This window comes from Haloarcula sp. JP-Z28, assembly GCF_011440255.1.
Lineage (GTDB): Archaea > Halobacteriota > Halobacteria > Halobacteriales > Haloarculaceae > Haloarcula > Haloarcula marismortui.
Genome location: NZ_JAAOHT010000015.1, coordinates 43,242 through 68,819 on the forward strand (window position 1 = coordinate 43,242; position 25,578 = coordinate 68,819).

Annotated in this window: 26 protein-coding genes and 3 tRNA genes; 13 read left to right on the plus strand and 16 right to left on the minus strand. The window is 63.3% G+C overall.

Annotation, left to right across the window (positions count from 1 at the left end):
- Positions 1-116: 116 nt before the first annotated feature.
- Positions 117-689: a YbhB/YbcL family Raf kinase inhibitor-like protein gene (locus G9463_RS08485; protein WP_004958932.1), complete on the minus strand. Its 573-nt coding sequence runs from the start codon at positions 687-689 to the stop codon at positions 117-119.
- A gap of 175 nt (positions 690-864) precedes the next feature.
- Between G9463_RS08485 and G9463_RS08490 the strand changes: the two genes are divergently transcribed.
- A complete protein-coding gene (locus G9463_RS08490) occupies positions 865-3,147 on the plus strand; it encodes a nitric-oxide reductase large subunit (protein WP_165896462.1) in 2,283 nt (760 codons plus the stop codon).
- Between the two features lie 82 nt (positions 3,148-3,229).
- Here G9463_RS08490 and G9463_RS08495 read toward each other — a convergent pair whose 3' ends face one another.
- From G9463_RS08495 to G9463_RS08505, 3 genes are all read right to left on the minus strand, one after another.
- Positions 3,230-4,990 carry an alpha/beta hydrolase gene (locus tag G9463_RS08495; RefSeq protein ID WP_165896463.1) on the minus strand — a complete coding sequence of 587 codons (1,761 nt, stop codon included), beginning with the start codon at positions 4,988-4,990 and terminating at the stop codon, positions 3,230-3,232.
- Positions 4,991-5,247: 257 nt separating this feature from the next.
- The gene (locus G9463_RS08500) at positions 5,248-5,619 is read right to left on the minus strand and encodes a hypothetical protein (protein ID WP_004958939.1); all 372 of its coding nucleotides are present in this window, start codon (positions 5,617-5,619) and stop codon (positions 5,248-5,250) included.
- A gap of 82 nt (positions 5,620-5,701) precedes the next feature.
- On the minus strand, positions 5,702-6,691 hold the full coding sequence (locus G9463_RS08505; RefSeq protein ID WP_165896464.1) for a VOC family protein: 990 nt from the start codon (positions 6,689-6,691) through the stop codon (positions 5,702-5,704).
- Between the two features lie 137 nt (positions 6,692-6,828).
- Between G9463_RS08505 and G9463_RS08510 the strand changes: the two genes are divergently transcribed.
- Positions 6,829-7,356: a phosphopantetheine adenylyltransferase gene (locus tag G9463_RS08510; protein WP_165896465.1), complete on the plus strand. Its 528-nt coding sequence runs from the start codon at positions 6,829-6,831 to the stop codon at positions 7,354-7,356.
- 41 nt (positions 7,357-7,397) lie between these two features.
- Here the strand turns inward: G9463_RS08510 and G9463_RS08515 are convergent, their stop codons facing one another.
- From G9463_RS08515 to G9463_RS08530, 4 genes are read right to left on the minus strand one after another with little or no spacing between them, the layout of a single operon-like run.
- Positions 7,398-8,210: an ABC transporter ATP-binding protein gene (locus tag G9463_RS08515; RefSeq protein WP_165896466.1), complete on the minus strand. Its 813-nt coding sequence runs from the start codon at positions 8,208-8,210 to the stop codon at positions 7,398-7,400.
- Entirely contained in the window at positions 8,207-8,998 is a 792-nt protein-coding gene (gene cbiQ, locus G9463_RS08520; RefSeq protein WP_004958945.1) for a cobalt ECF transporter T component CbiQ, read from the minus strand. The genes G9463_RS08515 and cbiQ overlap by 4 nt, the downstream gene beginning before the upstream one ends.
- 3 nt (positions 8,999-9,001) lie before the next feature.
- On the minus strand, positions 9,002-9,316 hold the full coding sequence (locus G9463_RS08525) for a PDGLE domain-containing protein (protein WP_165896467.1): 315 nt from the start codon (positions 9,314-9,316) through the stop codon (positions 9,002-9,004).
- On the minus strand, positions 9,316-9,954 hold the full coding sequence (locus G9463_RS08530; RefSeq protein ID WP_121302375.1) for an energy-coupling factor ABC transporter permease: 639 nt from the start codon (positions 9,952-9,954) through the stop codon (positions 9,316-9,318). The genes G9463_RS08525 and G9463_RS08530 overlap by 1 nt, the downstream gene beginning before the upstream one ends.
- 120 nt (positions 9,955-10,074) lie before the next feature.
- On the opposite strand from G9463_RS08530, the gene nikR reads away from it, so the two are divergent.
- Entirely contained in the window at positions 10,075-10,485 is a 411-nt protein-coding gene (gene nikR / locus G9463_RS08535; protein WP_004958951.1) for a nickel-responsive transcriptional regulator NikR, read from the plus strand.
- Positions 10,486-10,577: 92 nt separating this feature from the next.
- Here the strand turns inward: nikR and G9463_RS08540 are convergent.
- Positions 10,578-10,652, minus strand: a tRNA-Ile gene (locus tag G9463_RS08540).
- Positions 10,653-10,833: 181 nt separating this feature from the next.
- Positions 10,834-10,906 (minus strand) — tRNA-Asn (locus G9463_RS08545).
- Positions 10,907-11,001: 95 nt separating this feature from the next.
- Between G9463_RS08545 and cca the strand changes: the two genes are divergently transcribed.
- Positions 11,002-12,402 carry a CCA tRNA nucleotidyltransferase gene (cca, locus tag G9463_RS08550; protein WP_127014098.1) on the plus strand — a complete coding sequence of 467 codons (1,401 nt, stop codon included), beginning with the start codon at positions 11,002-11,004 and terminating at the stop codon, positions 12,400-12,402.
- Here cca and G9463_RS08555 read toward each other — a convergent pair.
- The 4 genes from G9463_RS08555 to G9463_RS08570 all read right to left on the minus strand — a co-directional run bounded on the left by G9463_RS08555 (position 12,381) and on the right by G9463_RS08570 (position 15,888).
- Positions 12,381-13,388: a histone deacetylase gene (locus G9463_RS08555; protein WP_007189364.1), complete on the minus strand. Its 1,008-nt coding sequence runs from the start codon at positions 13,386-13,388 to the stop codon at positions 12,381-12,383. The two genes, cca and G9463_RS08555, sit on opposite strands and share 22 nt — an antisense overlap.
- Positions 13,389-13,826, minus strand: coding sequence for a histone (locus G9463_RS08560; protein WP_007189365.1), 438 nt, complete (start codon positions 13,824-13,826; stop codon positions 13,389-13,391).
- A 55-nt stretch (positions 13,827-13,881) separates the two neighbouring features.
- Complete coding sequence (locus tag G9463_RS08565) at positions 13,882-15,348, minus strand: single-stranded DNA binding protein (RefSeq protein ID WP_004958958.1); 1,467 nt, start codon at positions 15,346-15,348, stop codon at positions 13,882-13,884.
- A gap of 192 nt (positions 15,349-15,540) precedes the next feature.
- Entirely contained in the window at positions 15,541-15,888 is a 348-nt protein-coding gene (locus G9463_RS08570) for a hypothetical protein (RefSeq protein WP_165896468.1), read from the minus strand.
- Between the two features lie 257 nt (positions 15,889-16,145).
- Here G9463_RS08570 and G9463_RS08575 point away from each other — a divergent pair.
- Together G9463_RS08575 and G9463_RS08580 are read left to right on the plus strand one after the other, a co-directional pair.
- Positions 16,146-16,218, plus strand: a tRNA-Arg gene (locus tag G9463_RS08575).
- Between the two features lie 343 nt (positions 16,219-16,561).
- Complete coding sequence (locus G9463_RS08580) at positions 16,562-17,179, plus strand: DUF309 domain-containing protein (RefSeq protein WP_004958963.1); 618 nt, start codon at positions 16,562-16,564, stop codon at positions 17,177-17,179.
- A gap of 24 nt (positions 17,180-17,203) precedes the next feature.
- Here G9463_RS08580 and azf read toward each other — a convergent pair whose 3' ends face one another.
- Positions 17,204-17,977, minus strand: a complete 774-nt coding sequence (gene azf / locus G9463_RS08585) for an NAD-dependent glucose-6-phosphate dehydrogenase Azf (RefSeq protein ID WP_165896469.1) — start codon at positions 17,975-17,977, stop codon at positions 17,204-17,206.
- A gap of 74 nt (positions 17,978-18,051) precedes the next feature.
- On the opposite strand from azf, the gene G9463_RS08590 reads away from it, so the two are divergent.
- The 4 genes from G9463_RS08590 (at position 18,052) to G9463_RS08605 (ending at position 21,251) form a co-directional block, all read left to right on the plus strand.
- Positions 18,052-18,399, plus strand: a complete 348-nt coding sequence (locus tag G9463_RS08590; protein WP_165896470.1) for a dihydroneopterin aldolase family protein — start codon at positions 18,052-18,054, stop codon at positions 18,397-18,399.
- A 74-nt stretch (positions 18,400-18,473) separates the two neighbouring features.
- The gene (locus G9463_RS08595; protein WP_165896471.1) at positions 18,474-19,580 is read left to right on the plus strand and encodes a hypothetical protein; all 1,107 of its coding nucleotides are present in this window, start codon (positions 18,474-18,476) and stop codon (positions 19,578-19,580) included.
- A gap of 105 nt (positions 19,581-19,685) precedes the next feature.
- Positions 19,686-20,132 (plus strand): DUF5790 family protein, encoded by a 447-nt coding sequence (locus G9463_RS08600; RefSeq protein ID WP_165896472.1) that lies wholly within the window; start codon positions 19,686-19,688, stop codon positions 20,130-20,132.
- 231 nt (positions 20,133-20,363) lie between these two features.
- On the plus strand, positions 20,364-21,251 hold the full coding sequence (locus G9463_RS08605; RefSeq protein WP_165896473.1) for a DUF4399 domain-containing protein: 888 nt from the start codon (positions 20,364-20,366) through the stop codon (positions 21,249-21,251).
- 27 nt (positions 21,252-21,278) lie between these two features.
- On the opposite strand, the gene G9463_RS08610 is transcribed toward G9463_RS08605, so the two are convergent.
- A complete protein-coding gene (locus G9463_RS08610; protein ID WP_014041413.1) occupies positions 21,279-21,803 on the minus strand; it encodes a DUF6789 family protein in 525 nt (174 codons plus the stop codon).
- A 144-nt stretch (positions 21,804-21,947) separates the two neighbouring features.
- Between G9463_RS08610 and coxB the strand changes: the two genes are divergently transcribed.
- Genes coxB through G9463_RS08625 form a run of 3 tightly spaced genes read left to right on the plus strand, consistent with a single transcriptional unit; the run spans position 21,948 to position 25,571 of the window.
- Positions 21,948-22,739 (plus strand): cytochrome c oxidase subunit II, encoded by a 792-nt coding sequence (gene coxB, locus G9463_RS08615; RefSeq protein WP_240149977.1) that lies wholly within the window; start codon positions 21,948-21,950, stop codon positions 22,737-22,739.
- A complete protein-coding gene (locus G9463_RS08620) occupies positions 22,736-25,300 on the plus strand; it encodes a cbb3-type cytochrome c oxidase subunit I (protein WP_165896475.1) in 2,565 nt (854 codons plus the stop codon). Before coxB ends, G9463_RS08620 begins: the two co-directional genes overlap by 4 nt.
- 4 nt (positions 25,301-25,304) lie before the next feature.
- On the plus strand, positions 25,305-25,571 hold the full coding sequence (locus tag G9463_RS08625; RefSeq protein ID WP_005537244.1) for a cytochrome C oxidase subunit IV family protein: 267 nt from the start codon (positions 25,305-25,307) through the stop codon (positions 25,569-25,571).
- Positions 25,572-25,578 lie beyond the last annotated feature (7 nt).

Genomic DNA, 25,578 nt, shown 5'->3' on the forward strand with positions numbered 1-25,578 from the left:
CGAGATGGTCAGTTACAGCGGGTTGTGCCACTCAGGAGCCGTACACCCAGCAGACAGCAACAAATGAGAGTCGTTCAGACGGCGTGCTGGATCCGCTCGTGTCCGGGTGCCGCTCGTTAGCTTTCGGTCGCAGCTGTGTGAGTGTAGTCCACAGTGAGACGGGCGCTAGCGATGAGTGCGTTTGCGATGGCCTCCGTCGCCGGTTCCTGTTCGGTTCCACCCTCGATAGACAGCTCCTCGCCGAGTGCATACACCTGAAACCGGTGTTCGTAGGGCTGTCCGGCCGGTGGACACGGCGGTTCGTACCCCGGATCATTGGGGGGGTGTGTTCCCTGTCGAGCGCCGCCGAGCGTGTCGAGGGTCGGCTCGCGCGGGAGCCCTGCGGGAATCCGCTCCGTCTCCGGCGGGACGTTCCAGAGCGTCCAGAACACCGGCTGGCTGAACACACCACCGTCGTACTCGGCTGTGATGGCAAGCGCTGCCGTCGGCTCCGGGACGCGCTCGATGACAAAAGGCGGCGAAACACCGTCGCCATCGCAGGTGAATCGGGCCGGAAGCTCGTCTCCGGAACTAAACGCGGGGCTTGACACTTCGAAGGCCGATGTTGTGTCGTCCGACTGCTCGGCACAGCCCGCGCTCCCGACCAGTGCTGACACCCCGAGTGTCTGGACGAAGTGGCGACGGCGCATATCAGAGTGGGAGGGACAGGTAGTAATTTGCCTTGTGATACCCCGCCACGTCCCACATCGAATCCGGGGACGGGACACCACTAGTCCCTATCAGGGCGAACATGTTCCCTCCCGTCGCCAGCGACTGAGAACGTCTTCTTCCCTTCTTATTTTGGGGTCTTGGAGGTCCAACCACATGAAGCTCAAACGCAAAACAATCGCGAAGGTGATCGCCGCCGCGTTCGTCTTCAACCTCATCGTCATGGGGGCCGGCGCGTGGATCGCGTATCAGGAAGCGCCACCCATCCCGGAGCAGGTTGTCGGACCCGACGGCGAGACACTCGTCACGGGTGAGGACATCCGCGACGGGAAGAAGGCGTTCCAGAAAAACGGGCTGATGAACCACGGGTCGATTCTCGGGAACGGCGCGTACTACGGTGCGGACTACACCGCTGACTCGCTGGAGTTGAAAACCCAGCATATGCGGACGTACTACGCCGAGGAGCGCTACGGGACCGAGTACGAATCGCTGTCGACGGCTGAACAGGCCGCCGTCGATGACGACGTGAAACAGGACCTCAGTGGAGAGTACGAGGGCGGAAACATCGAGTACTCCGCCGCGGAGCTGTACGCCCACCAGCAGGTCCGTCAGGAGTACGTTGAGCGGTACCACGAGGGGAGCCACGAACGGGGCGTTCCCGAGGGGATGATCGACTCCGAAGCCGACGCCCGACAATTCGCCGACTTCGCCATGTGGACGGCGTGGTTCTCCCACACCGACCGTCCGGGCGGCGAACACTCCTACACGAACGACTGGCCGTACGAGCCCGCCGCCGGGAACGACGCGACCGGCGCGGCGATGACCTGGAGCGTCATCGCGATGGTCCTCCTCGTCGCCGCCGCCGGTGGCGGCATCTGGCTCTACAACGCCGTCAGCCTCCCGGAGCCGTCCGCCGGCGACCTCTCAGTGCCCGAGCCGGGCGACGTGAGCATTTTCCCCAGCCAGCGGGCCGCCCTGCGGTTCATCCCAGTCGCCGCCGGGCTGTTCCTCGCGCAAGTGTTACTCGGTGGGTTGCTCGCCCACTTCTACATCGAACGGGCCGGCTTCTTCGGTATCGAGGAGATCTTCGGCGTCCACATCCTCCAGCTCCTCCCGTTCGCGATGGCGAAGACCTGGCACATCGACCTGGGTATTCTCTGGATCGCCGCGACGTGGCTCGGCGCGGGACTGTTCCTCCCGCCGCTGCTGACCGGCCACGAACCCAGGCGACAGTCGACGTACATCGACGTGTTGCTCGGGGCCATCGTCGTCGTCACCGTCGGCGGCCTCGGCGGCATCTGGCTTGGCTCGCACGGCTACTTCGGTGACCTCTGGTGGGTCGTCGGCAACGAGGGCCTCGAGTACCTCGAAGTCGGGAAGCTCTGGCAGGTCGGGCTGCTCGCCGGCTTCGGCCTGTGGGCCGTCCTCTCGATTCGGGGCCTGAAGCCGCTGCTGGACCGCGAGCCGGTGTTCGGTCTCGCACACATGATACTGTACGCCGGCGGCTCGATTGCCCTGCTGTTTACCGCCGGGTTCTTTTTCACCCCCGAGACCAACATCGCCGTCACGGAGTTCTGGCGCTGGTGGGTCGTCCACATGTGGGTCGAAGGCGCATTCGAGTTCTTCATCGTCGCCATCATCGGGCTGACGCTGGTGTCGATGAACCTGCTGAGCCGCCGTAGCGCCGAGAAGGCGGTCATGCTTCAGGCCTTGCTGGTGATGAGCACGGGTGTCATCGGTGTCTCCCACCACTACTGGTGGGTCGGCATGCCCGATATGTGGGTCCCCATCGGGAGCGTGTTCTCGACGCTGGAACTGCTGCCGCTGGTGTTCATCCTCTATGAGGCGCTGGGCCAGTACCGGACGATGTCCGAGACCGGCGGGTTCCCCTACAAGCTCCCGTTCATGTTCATCATCGCCAGCGGGGTCTGGAACTTCGTCGGGGCCGGCGTGCTCGGGTTCTTCATCAACCTCCCGCTGATCAACTACTACGAGCACGGCACCTACCTCACGGTCGGCCACGCCCACGCCGCGATGTTTGGAGCCTTTGGCTTCCTCGCGCTGGGGATGGTCACCTACATGCTCCAGCTCGCAATCAAACCCGGTCGCTGGGACGGGTCCTGGCTCCGGGCGGCGTTCTGGTGCTGGAACGTCGGCCTCGCACTGATGGTGTTCGTCTCCGTCCTGCCCGTGGGCTTCCTCCAGCTGGAGGCGGCGTTCACCGGCAGCTACGCCGCGGCCCGGAGCGTGGCGTTCTACAACCAGCCGCTCGTCCAGACGCTGTTCTGGGCGCGACTCCCCGGAGACACGCTCATCATCCTCGGGACGGCCATCTACGCGGCCGACCTGATCCGCAAGCGGTTCGTCCTCCGGGCGTCCGAGGATGACCCCACGGTCGAGGACATGGCCGTCGCGGAGGGTGTGATGGGCGACGACTGAGTCACCGCCCGGTTTCGGCTGTGTGTCGTCACGGCCGGAACGCCACCGTCACCGAGAGCGAATAGAGAAGGAAACGCCGGGTCTAGACGGGGAACTGCGTCGCCGTCCCGGCAACGATAACCCACGTCACGAGAACGGCGTTGATCGTCGCGCCGACCCAGACCCGACCCGTCTTTCTGAAGAAGTACGTGCTAACGAAGGCCACAATGCTGAGCAAGGCGACGAACTGCAGCGCCAAGATTGTCAGCAGTGGGTGGCCAAGCGGCAGGGGCTGGCCGGTCAGCAGCGGGATGTACTGAATCGCCAACAGGACGACGAACCCACCGACGACGATGAGCCAGTTCGTCGCCATCGCGCGGCGGAGCGACCGGGACTCGCCCTCGGGACGGAGCTGACCGTGCAGGAGCGCACCGAGGACGACGAAGAAGGCAAACAGCGGCAAGAGATACGAGAAGCTGATCCGGAACTGCGCCGGGGACAGGAGTTTGATGGCGAACACCCAGATACGGAAGTCCGTCTGGAACAGGAACGCCACGACGGCTTCCAGCAGATACAACACACCGACGGTAGCGACACCGGCCAGAACCGAGATGCCGAGCGTTCGTGCGCCATCGCCCGTGTCAAGGCCGTAGTTCGCCAGCGACACCGACGGGTCGTCAGCGTTGCTCGTGTAATGCCACACCGCGAACAGCACCGCCGTGATGACCGTGTTCCCCAGCGCCCAGACGATCACGCCGTTGTTGATCTGCTGTGGGAACAGCCAACTGAGCCCGATGACCGCCGGTGCGATGTCCTGCAGCGGGAAGTAGGTCACAATCGGGATGGCCGCTGCGAGGAGCGCCGCCGCGTACCGCTTGCCGCCGGTCATCCCCTTCCCGTCGGGGTACTCCCGTCGAAGCCTGTCAGTCGATGCCCGCTCGATGAGCAGTCCACCGGCCGGGAACAGTGACAGCACACCGCCGATGAGGGCGACAAAGGTCCCCAGCGATTTCCAGTACCAGACCTGGTTGCTAGGATTTATTTCGTCCTCACCTTCGAGCGTGAACTGGAGCCATTCGATGGACGCGCCGATGGCTGCGGTCGAGAAGTGGTCGCCGGGGTGGGTCGTTGCCGGCGTGTACAGTTGCCGTGCGGTCCCGTCCTCGACGCTGCCGTAAGTGCGCCCCTCTTCAACGGCGCTGTCCGTACCGAACACCGTCTGGAGTTTGTCGCTCTGCTCGACGTTGGAGGCACTCGCCGTTCCCCACATCAACGGGGCGAACTCGTCGTACTCGCTGAACACGACGGCGAGGTTCCGTGGGAACGAATCGGTGCCTTCGGGGGCGCGGTTCGACCCCGTCGAGGAGCCCTCGATGACCATCGACTCGTACCCGTCCGGATGGGCCGCGGCCGCCGTGATGACAGTCCAGCCACCCATCGAGTGGCCTTCGAGCCCGATGTTTTCGTTATCGACGTAGTCCAGCGACCGGAGATATTCGAGGCTGTCGGGGCCACCGTAGCCGTTTTTGAACGCTGGCGGGTCCGAGTAGCCGTGGCCGGTCTGGTCGATAGCGAGCACGACGAAGCCCCGTCTCGCGTACTCGATAGCGAACGGCGATTGCGTCTCTTTCGAGTTGATGTACCCGTGGACGGCCAGCACCCCCGGTTGTGGGGACGCACTGCTCGCCTCCTCGGGGATGTACAGCGTCCCGCTCATCATCGTCCCGTTGGCCCCGGAGAACGTCACGTCGCGAACCTCCACGGAACCGGCGTCTGTTTGCACTGTCCATGCGAGCCCGCTCCCGCCGAATATCAGGAGCAACGACACTGCAGCTACGATCCAAAGTCGTCTATTATCGTTCATTATAATTCTACGGACACAGGTGAGATACTCAGGGAATTAAAGTTACTGTAAACTCCAAGCCAACGGTAAAGAATTGAGAGAAAACCTGAAAAGGGCACTCTGACCAGTGCTACGGGGACGGAATTCGACCTCCCGTGTTGTACCACGCCCCATCTCCCGATTCATTACCAACTAGTCCAGGGTATGAGTAAACCACTTTCTAAGCCGCTATGGGGACACATAGCCGCTCTCGTCCGCTGTCCACTTCACCGACGGGATTATGCGCTGCCGAGTTCGTTGGTCCAGAGATGTTCGATGTCGGCTTCGAGGTCGTCGGTATCGAGCGTCTCGACGCCGGACAGGTACTCACGGGCGTCAGTGAGGTGCTGCTGGACGGCGGCCACGTCGTCAACCGACTTCGCGGCATACAGCGACATCCGCGCCCGGTTGATTTCCAGTCGCTCCCCGAGCGCCTGCGTCACTGGGATGTCGTGTTTGTCGCTGAGCTGTGCCATGCGGTCTAGCACGCTTGTCGGGATTTCCAGTTGGGCTGCAAGCTCTCGGGACGGCAAGTCGACCGTGACATCGGTCGTCTCACACTCACTCTCCCCCCACGGCGCGATAACGTATTCCTGGCCCTCTGTGGACATGTGACACAGGACACCCCCAGTACTCATATTTACTCACAGACTAACAGGAAGAATGAAGCGAATACCGACCGGTTCGATGGCGTTAGTCGTCGGCTTCGGCTGTCTCTGACCGAGGAATTGTCACGTCCGTGAGCCCCGCCTCGATTTCTTCGCGTCGGCTCTCGAACGTTCCGGGCAGTACCAGCCGGCCACCGAGGTCGTCAAGCGGTTCATCGCTGTCGTAGCCGGGGCCGCTTGTGGCGAGTTCGAACAAGATGCCGCCGGATTCCCGGAAGTAGACCGACCGGAACCAGTGACGGTCGATCTGTGACGTGGGGCGTAGCCCCGCACCGCGGACGGCCTCGCGCATCGACTGCTGGTCCTCGTCGGTCGGCGTCTGGAAGGCGACGTGGTGAACCGTGCCGTGGCCCTGTCGGCCGCCCTGGATTGTCGGTAACACGTCGACGTACTTCCCGACGGAGCCTGTCGCGGCAAAGCGGGTCCGCTCGTCGCCAGGCGTATCCCCCTGTGCCTGCTCCGTCCCGACTTCCTCTAGGCCCATCGTCTGGAGCAGGTCCGCTGTGGGTTCGGGGTCAGCGAGCCACAGCGTTACGGAATGGAAGCCGCGGATAGCGGCGTCTTCGGGAACGAACTCCGTCCACGGCTCGGTCGGGTCGTCGTCAGGAATCTCGACTTCGACCAGTTCGACCGGCAGCCCGTCCGGGTCGCGGAACGGGAGGACAGTCTCGCCGAACCGCTCGACGCGGTCGTCGTAGTCGACGCCGTACTCGTCAAAGCGGCCCTCCCAGTAATCGAGACTCCCTTCGGGAACGCGGAACGCGGTGCGTGAGACCTGTCCGGAGCCGACCTTCCCCTGTGCGTGGTCCTCCCACGGAAAAAACGTCATGCTCGTTCCCGGGTTCCCCTCAGCGTCGGCAAAGAAGAAGTGATACGTACTGGGGTCGTCCTGATTAATCGAGCGCTTGACGAGCCTGAGTCCAAGCGTTTCGGCCCAGAAGTCCATGTTCTGTTGCGGGTCGCTCGCGATGCATGTGACGTGGTGGATACCCGATGTGGGGGTGACTTCGGTCATTAGCATCAATACGTGCCGGAACTACTTGAGTGACTGCTGACGCGAGTGTTACCGGGTTACAGTCGATGGAAGCAGTTGGCGCTGACGAGTCATCCGACGGACAGCAGCTATATATGATGCTGGTGGGACATTCGCGTATGGCAGACGCGGACCGGACAGCGATTCTCGGCGGGACCTTCACACCGATTCACAACGGCCACCGGGCGCTCCTACACAAAGCGTTTCAGACCGCAAGCCGCGACGGGAGTGGCGACGGCCACGTCATCGTCGGTCTGACGAGCCCCGAACTGGCCACAGAGACGCGTAGCGACCCAACACACGTCAAGCAGCTGGGTGCGTACGATGACCGTCGGAGCGCGCTCGCTTCTGAGCTAGACCAGCTAGGTGAGCCATACACCGCCACATATGAGATTGTCCGGTTAGACGACACGCAGGGACCGGCCGCGACACGGGCGGACGTGGATGCGCTCGTCGCTTCGCCGGAGGCAAAGGCACAGCGCCGCGCCTACGAACTCAATCAGCAGCGGCGGGAGTCGGGGCTCCACCCGCTGGAAATCCACACGCCGCCGTTCGTCGTCGCCGAAGACGGCACACGAATCAGCAGTACCCGGATTCGGAACGGCGAAATCGACGTGCACGGCCGCTTGCTTGACGCGTCGGAATGAGATCCAGCTGATAGGCTCCAGTGTCTCCACGCGCTATGCCGTCACTCTCTGGTATCTAACCCAGCCGCATCCAGCCGTTCGGCGGCACTATCGACAGTCAGCGGCACGTCTACTGTTCGACCCTCGAACAGTCTGACGACCTGCGGCGGGCGCAGGTCACAGTCCCGCAGCAGGTCAGTGTCGGTCAGGATACGTCGGGTCGTCCCCCTCGCAGCAATCGTGCCAGTATCGTCGAGCAACAGCACCCGGTCTGCGACGTGTGGGACGAGTTCGGTGTCCGGCGTTGAGACGACAAGCGTGACGCCATCGGCCGCGAGTTCATCGAGCAGGTCAAGAATCGTTTCCCGGTTCGCGGCATCGACGTTGCTCACCGGCTCATCGAGCAGCAGTACGTCGGGCTCGACGGTGAGCGCGCTGGCGAGGGCGGCTCGACGCTGCTCGCCGCCGCTGAGTCGGAACGGCGGCTTCGACAGGAGGCCATCGAGGTCAAGCCGGTCCGCGACTCGCTCGACGCGGCGGTCGACTTCCGCGCGGTCGCAGTCAAGTTGTGCCGGCCCATAGGCGAGGTCCTCGCGGACGGTCGGATTGAACAGGTAGTCCGCGGGATTCTGCATGAGGACGCTCAGCCGACTACGGACGGTATCGGCGTCGGTCGTCGCCCCAAAGTACCGTACCTGCCCGCCGTCGGGGTCGACTAACCCACCCAGCAGTTCCAGCAGGGTCGACTTGCCAGCCCCGTTCGGGCCGAGCAGTGCAACGCGGTCGCCGCGCTCGATGGACACGTCGACGCCGTCGACGGCCAGCGTTTCGTCGGGGTAGGCGTACCGGAGGGCAGTCGCCTCGATGGCAGTCACGCGACCACCACCACGACGGCGAGTGCGACGACCAATCCGAAGGCGAAGTCGGCCCGCCCGAGCGGTTCCCGGGGCTGTGCCGGTGTCGAGCCAGTCCCGCCACGGGCACGAGCGGCCCGCTGGACCCGCTCGCCGCGTTCCAAGCTCCGGACGAGAAACGAGCCAACGAAGTGTCCCGAATCGCGCCAGTTCCGGCGAAGACTCGGCTCAGCAATGGTTCGGCTCCGGCGGGCCCGGACCATACGTTCGAGTTCCGCGAAAAAGAGGAGCAAATAACGGTACGTGATTCCGAGCAGTGAGACGGCAATGGGCGGCGCTCGGAGCCGGCGAAACGCCGCCAGCAGGTCGGCGAAGCGGGTCGTTAACAGCAGCACAGACAGGAAACCGACACACGCAGTTACGCGGACGGCGAACGTGAGGACGTAGTCGACGCCAGCGGCCGAGAGCGGGAGCGACCCCAGCGAGGGGCCACCCATCAAGAACGCTTGCGGCGCGACGACCACGAGCGCGAAGGCCGGCGGCCCAGTCAGGCGACCCAGAAAGGTCCGAACGGGGACCCGCGACAGCGCCGCGAGCACTGTGGCAACAAGCGCGAGCGCGCTGACGACTGCCAGCGCCCGCTGTGTCACGGTCAGGGCGACAAGCGTTGCGATGCCGACGAGCTTGACCGTCGGCGTAACGGCCTGAAGAAACCCGTCCCGGTCCGGGAGGTCCTCCGCGAGCAGGAACCACTGAGCGCTGGCCGCGATAGCCGCGACGGTCCGGTCAAGCAGGTCTCTACCGGACATCAGCTACTGCCGCTGGTCGGTATCCGCCCCGAGCAGACGACCGATGCCAGCACCGAGGAGAAGCGTCAGTGCCGTTCCGACGACAGCCGACACGAATGTCCCGGTCGCGCCGCCGAGTCCGGGGACACCGTAGTCGGGGAACAGGGCGGTACCGACGGCGGTGGCGTGTTCTGTCGCACCTGTCGTCTCGGCGGCGTTCTCAAGGGGCTCGGCGTAGCCGACCTGCCCGGCTGCCCACCCGAACACCGGCGCAAGCAGCGTCAGGACCAGCAACGCGGTGAGGGCACGAGGCAGCCAGTCGGGGCGGTTCCGAGCCATCACGCGCTCACCTCTGAAGCGGCGTTCGGCCGGAGGTCGGGGCGAGCGCGAGCGAGGTAGCGGTAGACCGAGGCGGTGATGGCCCCCTCAATCAGCCCGAGCACGAGATGCCCGACGCCCATTATCGACAGCGTTGTCAGCAACTGGTACTGGAACGCCGAGGAGAGGCCAAGCTGGAACGCGGCGGTCAGTGCACCGGCCGTGATTCCCAGCCACCCCGCAGCGAAGGCGGCCCGGAACTCACCGTAGGGGACAAGCAGGCGATAGATGGCGTAGCCGACGTACACCTCGACGACAGCCATGTTGAACACGTTCGCGCCAAGCACCACGAGCCCGCCGTCACCGAAGACGAGCGCCTGAATCGTGACGACGGTCGCGACACAGAGTGCGCCCAGATGCGGGCCGAGGAGAATCGCCGCGAACGCGCCGCCGACGAAGTGGGCGCTGGTCCCGCCCGGAATCGGCCAGTCAAGCATCTGTGCAGCAAAGATGCTCGCCGCAACGACGCCGAGCAACGGTGCGCGCGCGTCGGATATCTCACCGTTGACGCGTTTTGCAGCGACGCTCAAAACGACGACCGCAAGCGCACCGAACAGCAGTGCAAGCGGGAGATCGATATATCCGTCGGGAATATGCATACTACCCAAGTCTGGTCCCGGCGCGGTAATAATACTTTTTCATCGGGCAGTATTACTGCCGGCGGGTGAGTATTACCGAAGCCCGGATATCCATATGCGGGCCCCGCCCTATCGACACACATGAGTGACGATCTCGACCGGATAAGTCTGACACTTCCATCGTCGATGGTCGACCGGCTCGACGGCATCGTCGACGAGTGGGAATACGCGAGTCGGTCGGAAGCGATACGCGACTCGCTGCGTGACTTCTTTGCGACCTACGAGTGGGAATCCGGTGACGAGCAACACCACCATGGGACCATTGTCATTGTCCACGACCACCACGTCTCAGGCATCGCTGACGAACTCCAGACAGTCCAACACGACATGGCCGACATCATCACCTCTGTCCAGCACATTCATCTCTCCCACGATACCTGTATGGAGACGCTGGTCGTTGAGGGCGCGGGTGGCACAATCACCGAGTTGGCCAACCGACTCCGGGCAATTGGTGGCGTCCAACAGGTCAAGGTCGTCGTTGTCGACGAGTGAGCAGCGGACGGTGAGCGGAGGCGGGCCCGAAGCAATAACGCTATTCAGTCCAGCAGATAGCCATCTTACAAGTGGTTTTGAGACAGCAGAAATGGGCCCTGCCGGATTTGAACCAGCGCTCAATCGGTTATGAGCCGATCGCTTTAACCAGACTAAGCTAAGGGCCCTTCAGAATGGTGTTGATGAGTCCGCATCTTTAGCCTGTCGGGTTGGAGTGGTGGGGTTCGGAGAGACAGGTGGGTCGATACAGAGAGTTTCGTACATCGGCTGCATATCTCACCGTCCAGCGGCCCTGAAAGCCGCAGTGACGGAGTCGCAGCGCTCGTCGGTTTGTGAGTGAAAGAACGACGCCACCGCCAGGGCTCGAACCTGGGACAACCTGGGTAACAACCAGGTGCTCTACCAACTGAGCTACGGCGGCGCGAACGCATTCAATCATTGCCAGAGTTGGTAATTAGGGCTTTCGTTTCCAGTCGGCATCGACACGCTTTCACGCACTTGTGCGCAAGCGGCGGTATGAGCGATGAGTTCGACGCCGTCGTCGGGAAGGTGCGAGCACGGGCCTCGCCGACCGACGACGAACGAGCGCAGTTACAGCGGGTCGCCGACGCGGTGATGGCTGACGCCGAAGCAGCTATCGCTGACCTTCCAGTTGAGGCGGAAGTGGTGCAGGTCGGCTCGACGGCGCGAGGGACGTGGACCGCCGGTGACCGAGACGTGGACGTGTTCGTCTGTTTTCCGCCGTCTATCGACCGCGAAACGCTGGAGGAGTACGGACTGGCTGTCGGGCACGATGTCCTGCCCGATGGGCGTGAGGAGTACGCCGAACACCCCTACGTCGTCGGCGAGCGCGAGGGGTACGCCGTGGATCTGGTGCCCTGTTATGCGGTCGAGGACGCCACAGAAATCCAGTCCGCGGTGGACCGGACGCCGTTTCACACCAGATACTTGCAGGAGCGACTGGACGACAACAGCGCGGCAGAGGTGCGGGTGGCAAAGCAGTTCCTGAAGGGGATCGGCGTCTACGGGAGCGACCTCCGGACACGCGGGTTCTCAGGCTATCTAACGGAATTACTGGTGCTTGAGTTCGGTGGCTTCCGAGCGTTCCTCGAAGCGGTCGCGGACTGGCACCCGCCAGTTCGACTGGACCCGGACGACCACGGGAGCGAGACGTTCGACGACCCGCTGGTCGTCATCGACCCGACGGACCCGGAGCGCAACGTCGCGGCAGTGTTGTCCGAAACGAACGTCGCCACACTCCAGCACTACGCCCGGGACCTCCTCGCCGAGCCGCGGGTGTCGCTGTTCACCGAAGACGACCCGTGCCCGTTCGAAGCAGCGGACGTTGAAGCCGCGGTATCACAGCGGGGCACCACGCCGGTCGCGCTTCGCTTCGCGGCCCCGGATGTCGTCGATGACCAGCTCTGGCCACAGCTCCGGAAGTCCCTCGACGGGCTCTGCAGCGAACTCGACCGACGCGGGTTTGAAGTCCTGCGGTCGGCCGCATTCGTTGAGGACGACAGCGGTGAGCCGGAAACGCTGGACACCGAAACCCGGGGACGAGACGCCGTCCTGCTGCTTGAGTTCGCTGTCGCCGAGCAGCCGGCTGTTGAGCGTCACGAGGGGCCACCAGTACACGTCCGCGAGCACGCGAGCGGGTTCTTCCAGAAGTACGACGACAACTCCGAGGTGGCCGGCCCCTTCATCGACGGCGACCGATACGTTGTCGAACGGCAGCGAGCGTTTACCACAGCGACTGGGTTCCTGTCGAGTGCTGCCGTCTACGACGTTGGGCTGGGACAGCGGATCGAGTCGGCGCTGGAGAACGGGTACGAGGTACTGGTCGGTACAGATATCGCAGCGCTTGCCGACGGCTTCGGTGTCGATCTGGCGAGCTACTTCGATCCGAAGCCCTGATCGGCGAGATCATCGAGAACATCGCGGGCGTCGTCGCTGACATCGTCGTCGGGCTCCATCGGCTGGTAGCCGTCGAAGACCTCGTGAACGGTTGTAACCGAATCCGAGAGCGTGTCAAGTCCGTATCCGCCTTCGAGGATGATTCCCAGTGCAGCGTCACAGGCGTCTGTGAGCGAGCGCATCCGGTCAGTCATTGCGCCGTACCCCTCCGTAGAGACACGCATCCGTGAAATCGGGTCGTGTTCGTGCGCGTCGAAGCCGGCGCTGATGAGCAGCAGGTCGGGATCGTAGTCCCTGATCGCCGGCGCGATGCACTCGTCGATTGCGGCGAGGTAGTCGGCGGTATCAGCACCGGGCTTGTACTTCACGTTGAGATTGGTGCCGTCGGCGTCGCCCGTGCCAGTCTCCGAGATATCACCGGTACCGGGGTAGAGCCCGTCTTCGTGTATCGAGGCGTAGAACACGTCCGAGCGGTCGTAGAAAATGTCCTGCGTGCCGTTCCCGTGGTGGACGTCCCAGTCGAAGATGGCGACGCGGTCGGCGTCGGCTTCGAGGGCCGCCTGTGCCGCGACGGCCGCGTTGTTGATGAAACAGAACCCCATCGCGTCGTCGCCCACTGCGTGATGACCGGGTGGTCGGCCCAAGGAGAACGGCGTGTCACGGCCGGTATTGCCGTCAAGCGCGGCTTCTGCTGCCCAGACAGCGAGGCCGGCTGACGCGAGTGCGGCGTCCCACGTCTCCTCGACCGCGACGGTGTCGGCATCCCAGTTTCCGCCACCGTCGTCGCAGAACTCGCGGAACTCCGCGATGTAGTCGGTGTCATGGACCGCACGGACGAGGTCGAGGTCTGCGTCGTCAGCGGCGACGTACTCGACACCGTGATTTTCCTTGAGCGCGCGCCGTATCGCTCGAAGTCTGTCGGGACTCTCCGGATGTCGCGGCCCGGTGTCGTGGTCCAGACAGACCTCGCGGTAGCCGAAGTTCATTCAGTAGTACTGTTCGAGTTCGAAGTACGTTTCAACGTCAGCTGCCTTGATCGTCCGGCGGTCAGCGTGACGAGCCAACGCGGCGGCCGCGGCGGCCGTTTCGTCGGCGTACGTTTCGAGGAGAGACGCGAGCGCGACGCGAGCATCCATGGCGACGCGGTAGTCGTCGTCGATGTCGAGCCGTGCGATGCGGTCGACCGGCGCGACGGGGAGTTCAAGGCCGTCCTTTTCGGGGACCTGCTCGATGCCGAAGTCGGCCGGCATCAGCGTCTTTCGTCCGTCCGTGGTGGCCTCCGTGGCTGCCGTGACGGCAAGCGACGCGCCGTGGTCCTGTATTCGACGAGCCAGTTCCTCCGCAGCGTCGGCACTCACCCGGAGCCCGTCCGCGTTCCGCCGAATGACCGCATCCACCGGTGCGAACGGTAGCTCGACACTCATACCCAAACCCGGGAGTGTTGCGGTCTTAAGAGTTTCCGTAGCGTCGCTCGGCGACTCAGAACACGTCCTCAGCGTGAAGCCGGTCGTCACGGAGTTCCCCACGGACAGTTATTTCCTGCCCTAACTGCACGCGCTCGCCGGTTTCGACGCTCATCGTCTGCTCACCGTCGTCGAGTACGACGGGGTCGCCAGTCTGGACGACGGTGCCGGTGAACTCAACCTGCTGGCCGGCACTCTGTGCGCCACCGTCCGGTGACGTGTCGCCGGTGCCGGCGCTGACAGCGGCCGCCTCGTTGCCGCTGCTATCAGCGTCAGTGTCGTCCCCTTCGTCGCCGAAGGAGGACAGGCCAGCGTGTTCGGCGTCGGTCGTCTCGGCGCTGGCTCCCCCGCCTGCGCCACCAGTCGCCAGATCCGCACCGTCATCAAGCACGACAATCGTGGAGTTCCAGCTTGCCGACGCTTCCTTGTCGTCTTGCCAGCCGTCCTGAATTTCGACATCGGCCGCGAGCACCTCGTCCCCCGGTGCAATGTCCTTGTCCGCCTTGTCGCCCCACAGCGCCACGCGGATGTCGCCCGTTGCGTCCTGAATGCGGACGTTCCGGACTTGCCCCTCGCTGCCGTCGTCGCGGTCGAACGTCCGCTTGGGGTCGGCCGAGCGCACGACGCCAGCAATATCGGCCGTCTCTTCGAGTTCGACCTCTGCGATTGGGTCGGCGTCGGGCTCAAAGGCCACGTCGTCTTCCACTTCGTCAACGGCCCCCTGGTCGCCGACGTGGAGTTCAAGCGAGCCGTCCCGCTCCCGAACGTAGCCGTCAATTATTTCGACGGCCGCGCCCGCATCGAGTTCGTCGGCGCGGTCGGCTCGGTCGTCCCACAGCGTCACCCGGATGCGCCCCGTCTCGTCGCCAAGTGTGAGGTTCGAGACGCGGCCCTCGCTACCGTCGTCGCGGTCAAACGTCCGAATCGAATCGGTATCAAGCACGAGCCCGCGCAGCGTCACGTCGGACTGTCCCATCGTCAGCGCGTCGATGGACGAGCCAGCGCCCGGCTCCACGTCGATTGTGGCGTCCTCGTCCGGCTCTGCCTTGTCGACAGACACCTCAAGCCCGTTGTAGCCGTCCTTCGGTCGGCCCTTGACCCGGAGCACGTCGCCGACCTCCAGTTGCCCCTCGTCGATGTCGACGGCCTGTCCGTCCCAGAAAGCGAGCCTGAGGCTGCCGCTCTCGTCGGCGGCCTCGACGTTGATGACCCGGCCGTCTTCGTCCTCGTCGTCGCGTTCGAAGGTTTTCAGGTCGCCGATGGCCATCACCTTGGCGAGGAATTTGACCTCGTCCATCCCAGGTTCGATATCGGCGATGGCGTTGACCTCATTCTCGTTGAGTTCGTGGGCCAACAGCATCGCGGCCGTCTCCTCGTCGGCGAGCCCTCCCATCTGCTCGACCTTCTCCTCGACGGCCTCGCGGAACTCCTCCTCGGGGACGTCCGTCTCTAGGTCCTCGTAAATGTCCTCTATCGCACCCATCTATCTATGGGACGCTGGGCTGGGGCGCGCTTAAGCGTTGTCGTTGGGCGAGCGAGCGGCCGTTGTCGGTCGATTTCGGTCGTATCTCGTCCATGACTCGAAAGTGGTCACGGGATGGGATATAAACTCTTGTCCGCTGGCTCGACAGCAGACACTCACATTCCACCACGGTGAGAGCGGCGCAGGTAGCCGTTAGGGTGTCGCTGTTGTCACAGGGTTCAGGCCGTCGCCACTGTCGTGGGAGCCAGACACCGTACCAGGGAGCCCGTTCTCGAACGTCACCGTAGCCCGGTAGTTGATTTCCATAATGGCTTGCGGACACATATCGCCGGCATCTGGCATCTCTGTCGTCCCAACGCTGAGGCTCAGTTCATCGGCACTCGTATCATACGAGATGTCTGTCAGGTCGGCCGTTTTGCACCCGTTAGACCCCCAGATAGTCCCGTCAACGACGACCTGATCCCCATCGAAAGCCACCGTCGCCGAACTTGTCTGTGCGCCGGACTGTCGCCTGATAATACTGAATGTCGTCTCGTTCACACTTGGGATTCACACGCACCCTCCGTGGATGTTTCCCCGCTACCGGACGCACCGCCGAAGCAGCCAGCAAGCGCTATCGAACAACCGAGACCACCGTATTGCAGGAGTTGGTGGCGCTTCATATTCGCCCTAAGATATGGTCGTTGAATGGGACTCCCGGTTGTTCAAGCCAGCGTTATAGCGAAGTGTGCCTACCAGTCGCGTGACGGTACGCGAATCGTCACCCTTTTTAGGTGCACCACCCTCTCTCGATATGAGTCCGGATAGGGTAGTGGACTATCCTCTTGGCTTGCGGAGCCAGGGACCGGAGTTCAAATCTCCGTCCGGACGTTTCTGCCGACACAAACCGCCGAGCGACAGCCAGGGCGACTGCGTTGGCGAAGCTCTGTGCGGAGACTTGAACACGATAGTCGCAGCGTAACTGGAGGGAAGGACCGTCTGTCACCTGTTCAAATCTCCGTCCGGACATTCACTTTGTTTACGACCGGACGTGCTCCACGCTCGCGGTGCTCGCGTGGAACTCCGTCCGGACGTTTCTCTACAGCACAACACCGCGAGCGTAGCGAGCGGTCAGTGCTGTGGATCACTCCGACCGATACAAGAGAAGAATCCACAGCAACAACTCTGTTCGAAACGCCGATGTGGTTTTCCGACCGCGAATCCAACTCGCTGTGTGCGCGACCATCTCCGTGCCGGCATCGCAGTGTACAACGAAGGTCGCTACCACGCCGCACATGACGCGTGGGAAGAGTACTGGCTGGACCTCGATCCGGGCGACGATGAACGATTCCTGCATGGCCTCATCCAGTTCACTGCGGTCGTCTACCACGCCAGCGAGGAGAACTGGTCGGGCGCGCAGGGACTGGCCGAGAGCGCGGCGGAGTACCTCGACGGCCTGCCCGACCCGTATCACGGCGTGGCGCTAGACGAGGTCCGGTCGTTCCTCGCGGCAACAGCGGCTGACCCCCACCACGCAGCGGCGGACCCGCCGACGCTGACACATGACGGCGAAGCCATCGGCTACGGCGCGCTGGATTTCGACGCCACGGTCATCACCGCCGAGGTGCTGGCGGAGGCTGGCCGGTACGACAGGGCGGTCATCGCCGACGCTGTTGCCCGCGCCCGGAGTGAACTTGGAGGCAACGGCAACTCGCAGTTCGTCGGGATGCTGTTCTCGTTCGTGCGCGAGCGCGACCAGCGGCCCGTTGTTTACCAGCGGCTTCGAGACCACGTCGAACTGGAGCAGCAGAAAGACGACGACGTCCGTGGGCTGTTCGACGGCTCGGGATAGCGGGCGACCGTAAGTAGGAGACGGCTACGGTTCCGGTTCGGCGACGCGTTCTTCGCCGTCAAAGTGCGCGGAGTTGTCCTGTGGGTCGTACCCAAGCACGTCCTTGGCGCGCTCGATGGAGTAGTACTTGCGGTCGTTGTCGGAGATGCCGTAGACGATTTCGTACTCGTAGTCGGCCTGCAGCGCGCAGTCGTGGATGTGGGCGCAGTCCCGGTAAGAGAGCCACATCGCCTGCCCGCGCTCGTAGTCTATCGGCGGGTGGCCTCGCGTGAGGTTGCCGATACGGATGTTACAGACGGAGAGGCCGTGCTCGTCGTGGTAGTAGCGGCCCAGCACCTCGCCGGTGGCTTTCGAGACGCCGTAGAGGTTGCCGGGGCGGGGGAGCTCGATCCCGTCAAGGCGGTACTGGTCGTCCGGGCGATACATCTCGGGTGTGCGCTCGTCCGTTTCGAAGGAGCCGACGGCGTGGTTCGAGGACGCGAAGACGAACTTCTCGACGCCCTCGTCGACAGCGGCCTCGTACATCTTCTGGGTGCCGTCAATGTTGTTTTCGAGGACGGAGTCCCAGGGGGCTTCCGGCCGGGGGTCGCCGGCCAGATGGATGACAGCGCCGACGCCGTCCATCGCCGCGGCCACGTCGCCCTCGCTGGACACGTCCCCGACGAGGTACTCGTGGTCGGGCTCCTCGGCGGGTGGGCTGTGGAACATGAGTTTCCACTCGTAGGCGTCCTCGAGTCCTTCGAGGATGGCCGCCCCGACAGCGCCGCCAGCGCCGGTGAGCAGAACCGGGTCGTCCATTCGTATGAGACGATACGTCGCACGCAATAGGTAGCTTGCGGTTCGCTTTTGTGTCGCCCAGCCGGACCGATTGTATGGAACCCACAGCTGCGCAGGAGGCGTGTTTCGAAGCGGGCGTCAAGTTCGGCTCGCTGTATCACCAGTTCGCGGGGACACCAATCAGCCCGGATAGCGCCGACTCGCTCGCAGCTGCAATGGAAGAGGCCATCGAGAACCAGCCGTTCTGTGAGACGGTCACCGTCAGCGTCCGCATGGAGGCGCTGGAAAGCGCTATCGCCGAGGGCGGGGCGGACTACACGGAACTCACCGGGCGGTTCATCGACGTCGAGATGCAAATCGAATACGAGGGGGTCACGGTCGAGACGAGCATGGCGATGGAGGACGGGTACCCGCTGATGCAGGTCGACGCAGTGCAGGAATGAAATAGCCAGAGAGCGGCCTGAATCCCTGGCACAGCCCCGAAAATTTTACCAGAGCGGGCTGTGAGACTTCCGACATGGCCCTCCACGCAGTCGACGATATCGACGACGCAATTGACGCGACGAAGTCGTTTCTGTTCCCGTTCGAGAAATGGACGTGGCTGCGGATGGCGTTCGTCGTGTTCTTCATCGGTGGCGGCAGTGTCGGATTGAACAACGTCCAGTCGTTCAGCAACTTCGGTGATTTCGGCGGGAACGGCGGCCCGGGCGGCCCCAGCGGTCCGGGAAGCGACTTTCAGCTGACCGCGCCACTCGAAACTGTGCTGTCCCTGCCGGGGGACTTCGCTCTGCAAGTCTCCGAACCCGGTGTCCCGTCCGGTGTGCCGGACGAACTACTCGCCGGGGCCGGGCTCCTCGTGTTCGCCGTTATCGGCCTGTTCATTCTGCTAGCACTCGCGTATGGTGTCCTGAGTAACTTCATGGAGTTCGTGTTGACCCAGGCGCTCATCGACCGCGAGATACACGTCCGCCAATATTTCAGCGAGCACGTCGGGAACGGCATACGGCTGTTCCTGTTTCGACTTGTCCTCGGGATTATCTGGCTCGGCATCGCACTCGTAATCGGCGCAGCCGGGTTCTTCCTCGTGCTCGGTGGCGAGGCCGCAAACGTCGGGGCATCGAGCGTCCTCGCGCTATCGGGACTGTTCATCGCTGTGTTCGCGGTGCTCGCGATAAGCTACGGCATCGTCTTTGGCTTCACCACGGTGTTTGTCGTCCCGCTGATGACGGCAGACAACGGCGGCGTTCTCTCGGGTTGGTCGCGACTCTGGGGTTCAATCAAACGCCACCCCAAGCAGTACCTCGCTTACCTGTTTTTCTCTATCGTCCTTCAGATTGGTGTCGGTATCGTCAGCGCGATTCTCGGAATCATCGCACTCATCGTCGTTGGGATTCCGGTCGGACTCGGCGCGTTCGCACTCTATCTTGTCATTCAGGGGACTGTCGGAATCGCTGTAGCCGGCGTTATTGGCCTGCTAGGCGGACTGGTTTTCATCGTCCTCAGTGCACTCATTCAGGTCCCGCTGACGACGTTCCTGCGATACTACGCGATGCTCGTGCTGGGTGATATCGACGCCGACATGGACCCGATTCCAGAGGTGCGCTCGGACATCCGGGCCGAGTAACTAGAATGGCTTTTCGGTTTCAGGACTGACCAGTCGGTCACGTCTTGCGGTTTCACTTTCACTTTCAGGCGGGCTTTTAATCCCTTACCACACAAATCGTCCCATATGAGTCAGTCAAGTCTGGACGACGACGAACTGTTCGGCGAGGCCGCAAACGAGATGCGAACCGACGTCGAGGAGTCGCTCGCAGAGGCCCGAAACGCACTCCCGGCGGCCGATTCGGTCTGGGACGTGGAAGCCGACAACACGCTCGGTGTGCTGAACTCGCTCAAGACAGCACTCGATGTGGGCGACGCCGAGGACCACCTCCGCGACGCAAAGAAGTGGTACACGATGGGCGAACGCGCGGACGCCTTCGAGGACGCTGATGACCTCGCTGAAGAAATCGAGACCATCGCGGACCTCATCGACGATGTCGACGATGCCCGCGAGCAGATCGGTGACCTCACCGCGACGATCCCACAGCTCCGAAGCACGCTCGAAGAGTTCGAGGGTGAAGACGGGGCGGACGCGGAGGCGGACGGCGACGCCGATGCGGAAGCCGAAGCCTGAGCGCAAGCTAGCCACGTTCCGGCGAATGCTCACCGCGTTCTCCGCCGGTCACCAGCGCATCGCTCGCGTCGTCCAGCGACTTTTGTCCCGCAAGTCCCGGTTTCGGTGAAATTGACTGCAGAAACAGGTCCGGCCGGTGCCTGGCAACCGGTGTGACATTCTATCCAAAGCCGTATTTACGGCCGGTCGAGCGCTTAAGTGTTCGTGGAGCAACAGTTCCGGCCACGCGATATGGACGACAGACTCACACGCCGAACGTTCGTCTGTGGCGTCTCGACTGCTGTAGCGACCGGTCTCGCGGGCTGTAGCGAGGAACAGTCGGGCGGCGGCGCGGGGACACCGACCCGGACAGGGGGGACCGACAGCATGGCAACGGAGCCAGCGAACGGCGGGGACACCGACACCACAGAAGCGGAGACTGGGGCGTATCGGAACGGCGTCGGACAGAACGCCAGCGTCTCCGTTGCGGTCCCAAACGATACTGCGGCCCTTACCAGTCCGTCCGTACAGTGGCGGGCAACCGCTGACGGCGTCTCCATCGAAGAAGCCGGGGAAGTGACCAGCGGGGCCGGGCACTACCACATCATCGTTGACGCCGACCCTGTAACGCCGGGCGAGACAATTCCGACGGACGACGCCCACATCCACTACGGGACCGGGCAGAAAGACGGCGTGCTGGAACTAGACCCCGGCGAGCACACGCTCCACCTCCAACTGGGGGACGGCGCACACACGGCGATGGCACTGACCGACAGCGTCGACGTGACCGTCAGCGACGAGGCCAGCCTCAGTGTCGAGACGAGCGTCGACGGGAGCGTCGTTGACTGGGAGGCCAGTGTCGAGAACTACACCATCGGACCCACCAGCGACGGTATCACGTCGAATACGGGCCATCTGCACGCGATCGTCAACACCGATCCGGTGCCGACCGGCGAGGTCATCCCAAACGATGCGCGACACGTCCACTACGGCGATGGCTCGATGAGCGGGAGCCTCGACCTCGCCGAGCAACTGGGCGATGCATACGAGGCCGGCGAGCACACAGTTCACTTCCAGATCGCGTCCGCAACACACCGTGCGACGACGCTCACCGCGTCGGAGACAGTGACGACGGAGTAGCTCGCAATCTCAGACAGGTCTTCGGCCTCAGACGATAGAGTCCGGGCGCGTCGAGAAGTAGTTGAACACCGCGCCGAGACCGATGCCGTAGACGACGTGAGCGATGAGCGTCAGCACCGCGTACAGCACCAGCGTGAGTCCGGACTGGTCGGTGTAGAAGGCGAGCACGAACCCGGTCCACATCGCGCCGCCGAAGAACGCGCCGCTGACGGGATCGGACTGGCCCGGGAGGTACGCTTTCAGCGAAGCGAACAGCAGCGGCCACGGGAACATCCCGCCGCCGAGGAAGATGAAGAAGCCGAACAGTACCTCCGGGACGTAGCCGGTCAGGCCCACGAGTTCCGTGAGGATTGCGAAGTCGTCGAGACTGAACGCACCCAGTGACTGGGCGATGAGGAAGACGACCGACATCATCGCTGTCCCGACGAGCCCGCCGGCAGCACCGACGACACCGTCGGCGAGAATCCCGGCGAGGCTATCGAACTCCTCGACCTCTGTGAGGCCGTCGTCGTTGATAGGCGGGTCCTCGACGCCGGGTGACGTGTCTTCCATGGTGTGTTGTAACATGGCAGTAGATAAAAAAGTTCCCGCACACGTTAGGCCAGCGAAGGACATATGTCAGAAATCTGTCCGCAATACCTATTACAAGGTGGGAAGAATCATGAAGAAATGGCGGTATCCTTGATAACATACGCCATGATTGTGTTCCCCTTGCACGGTGGCGACGTCAGGGCACCCAGTGCGGTGTTCGACCAGATCTTCGAGGTGTTCCTGCTGCTGGGAACAGCCGTCGGGGTGGTCGTCGTGGCGTACACGATGTACCACGCGCTCAAGTACCGCGACGACGGGGGCGGAACGGACCCGTACGCCGACAAGGTCGAACGGCCCGAAATGGGGGAGATGCCGACCGGCGGCGCGGGTGGCCGGAAGGTGTTCTACTCGTTCAGCATCAGCGCCATCATCGTCGTCTCGCTCATCGCCTGGACGTACTCGCAACTGCTGTACATCGAACAGGGTCCCGATCTGGCTCAAGAGGAGGCGCTGGAGATCGACGTAGAGGGATACCGGTTCGGCTGGGACTTCGTGTATCCGAACGGGCACACGACCAACACGCTCTACGTGCCACAGGACCGGGTGGTCAGGTTACAGGTGACCTCGACGGACGTGTTCCACAACTTCGGAATACCGGAGTTGCGAGTCAAGACCGACGCCGTCCCGGGCCAGTACACGTCGGCCTGGTTCACGGCCAACGAAACGGGAACTTACGCCGCCAAGTGCTACGAACTGTGTGGCAGCGGCCACTCGCTGATGACGACAGACGTGGTTGTGATGCCACAGGACGAGTACGAGGAGTGGTACAACGGGACTGAAGGTTCGGCCGGGAGCGGAGACCAACCGGCCGCGAACGGGACCGCAACCGAATCGACCAGCCTCGGGACACCGACCGCAGGCGACGTAGCCGCGACCACCGGAGGTGCCCCAGCATGAGCCACGACCACGGCCTCCCGCCGAAGTCGTCGGTCAGCCGATGGTTCCTCACAACCAACCACAAGGACATCGGCGTGCTGTATCTCATCACCGCGCTGTTCTTTCTGGTCTTTGGGGGCGTTCTCGCCCTGCTATTCCGCCTCGAACTGATTTCCTCAGGCGCTGACTTGCTGGGGTCGATGGGGTACAATCAGGCAGTGTCGACCCACGGCCTCCTGATGGTGTTCTGGTTCATTTCGCCGTTTGCCTTCGGCTTTGCGAACTACCTCGTCCCGCTACAGATCGGCGCGGACGACCTCGCCTTCCCGCGGCTGAACGCGCTGTCGTACTGGCTGTACCTGTTCTCTGGCATCCTGATGGGCGTCTCCTTCTTCCAGGGGACCACCTTCGCGGGCGGGTGGACGATGTACGCCCCGCTGAACACGCCGGCGTACATCCCCGGCGAGGGACTGGGGGCGACCTCGGTCGTGCTGGCACTCATCATGTTCACCGCCGCGGTGACGCTGGGGTCGGTGAACTTCCTGACGACGATGTACCGGATGCGCGCCGAGGGGCTCCGGATGCGGGACATCCCCATCTTCTCGCTATCGATCAACCTCACCGTCTGGATGATGCTCTTTGCCTTCGCGGCGTTGCTTGCGGCGCTGATGATACTCGCTTCGGACCACATCCTCGGGACGACCTACTTCCAGTACTCCATCGACGGGACAACGATGGCGACCGACGCGGACAACCCGGGTGCGTCGCTGCTGTGGGCGCACCTGTTCTGGTTCTTCGGCCATCCGGAGGTGTACATCGTCTTCTTCCCCGCGCTGGGCGTAATGGCAGAGTGCTTCCAGACCTTTACCGGGCGGCGGCTGGTCGGCCGCAAGTGGTTCATCATCTCGATGGTGCTGGTGGCGCTCCAGAGCTTCGTCGTCTGGATGCATCACATGTTCCTGACCGGCATCAACCTCCCAATCAAGACCATCTTCATGGCGACGACCATCGGCATCTCCCTGCCATTCGACCTGATGGTGTTCTCGCTCATCTACACGATGGCGAAGGGGCGGGTCCGGTTCACAACGCCGTTCCTGTTCTCGCTGGGCGCGCTCATCCTGTTCATCATCGGCGGCATCACCGGCGTCTTCCTCGGCGCAATCGTGCTGGACTACCAGTTCCGGGGGACATACTGGGTCGTCGCCCACTTCCACTACGTGATGGTGGCGGGCGCGACGGCTCTCTTTGGCGGCCTCTACTACTGGTATCCCAAGATAACGGGGAAGATGTACAACGAGACGCTGGGGAAGATACAGTTCGGCGTCTACTTCCTCGGGTTCAATCTGCTGTACTTCCCGATGTTCATCGCCTGGGAGACGCCGCGGCGCGTGTTCGTCTACCCCGATGGCCTGCAGATCTGGCACACGATGGCCACTGTCGGCGGGTTCATTCTCGGCGCGAGTTTCCTGCTCATGTTCTACAACCTTTTCGTGAGCCTCTGGCGCGGGGAGGATGTCGGGCCGAACCCCTGGGAGTACGCCACCTCCGCTGAGTGGGCCGCCGCCTCACCGCCGCCGCTCGAAAACTTCCCCGGGGTGCCGAGCTACGCCACCGGGAAACTGGAGTTCCTCGACGAGGAAGCAGTCACCAACCACACCGAGAGTACGCCCGGAGCCGCAGCGCATGGCCACGCGGCGACCGACGGCGGGACCGCGACGGACGGCGGCGCGGTGACGGCGAGGGCCGCGGTGACGGCCACCGAGGTGGAGACGGCCCACGAGGTCGGCGGCGAAGAGCACGCCAGCCACGCCAGCTTCTGGCCGTTCCTCGTCAGCTTCGGCGGGTTCATCGCGTTCCTCGGACTGTCCGGCGTGCGAACAGGGAGCGTATTCTACCTGTCGATGGCGGCCATCGGCGGGGTGGCGACGTTCGGGTCGCTTGTCGGGATGACCCGCGAGCCGTTCCACGCGCCGGAGATGGCCATCGCCGAACGGTGGCCCTTCGAGCGCGTCGAGAAGATGAAACTCGGGATGTGGACGTTCCTCGCCAGCGACATCGTCCTGTTCGGGGCCTTCATCGGCTCGTATGCCTTCGTTCGGGTCGCCTACGGCTGGACGGCTTGGCACCACGACCTCATCCCTGCCGAGCACGTGACCATGCCCGGCCTCATCAACACGTATCTGTTGCTCACGTCGAGTTTCCTCGTCGTGCTGGCGATGGTCGCCGCCGAACGCGAGAGCAAGCGCGGGACCGTCGCTGCGCTGGCCGGGACCTTCGCGCTCGGGGTCGGCTTCCTGATCAACAAGGGACTGGAGTGGCAGCACCTGTTCCACATCAGCACAGAGGCGTTCCCGAACGGGTGGAACCTCTCGACGAACATCGCGTCGTCGACGTTCTACCTGACGACGGGGCTCCACGGCGCGCACGTCACCATCGGGCTCATCATCTGTGCGTACATGACTGTCAGGGCCTGGAACGGGGCCTACCAAGGCGACGACAGTGCCATCGAGTACTTCGGTCTGTACTGGCACTTCGTCGACATCGTCTGGCTGTTCCTGTTCCCGCTCTTCTACATCCTCTAGAACAATGGACTGGAAAGGCTACACCGTGATATACGTCGTGTTGTTCGTGTTCGCGACCGCACAGGCTGTCGTCGAGTTCGCCGGCCTCGTCGACAGCGCCTACTGGGCCGCCTTCGCGCTCATCATGGTGCTGTCGGTCGTCAAGGCCGTCGGCGTCGCCGCGTACTACCAGCACCTCCGCTGGGAACCACGGGCCGTCACGTACCTCGTGCTAGGCGGGACTGTTGCTGCGCTCGCGCTGACCGGGGCCGCCGCGTACTCGATACTGTGAGGGTCTC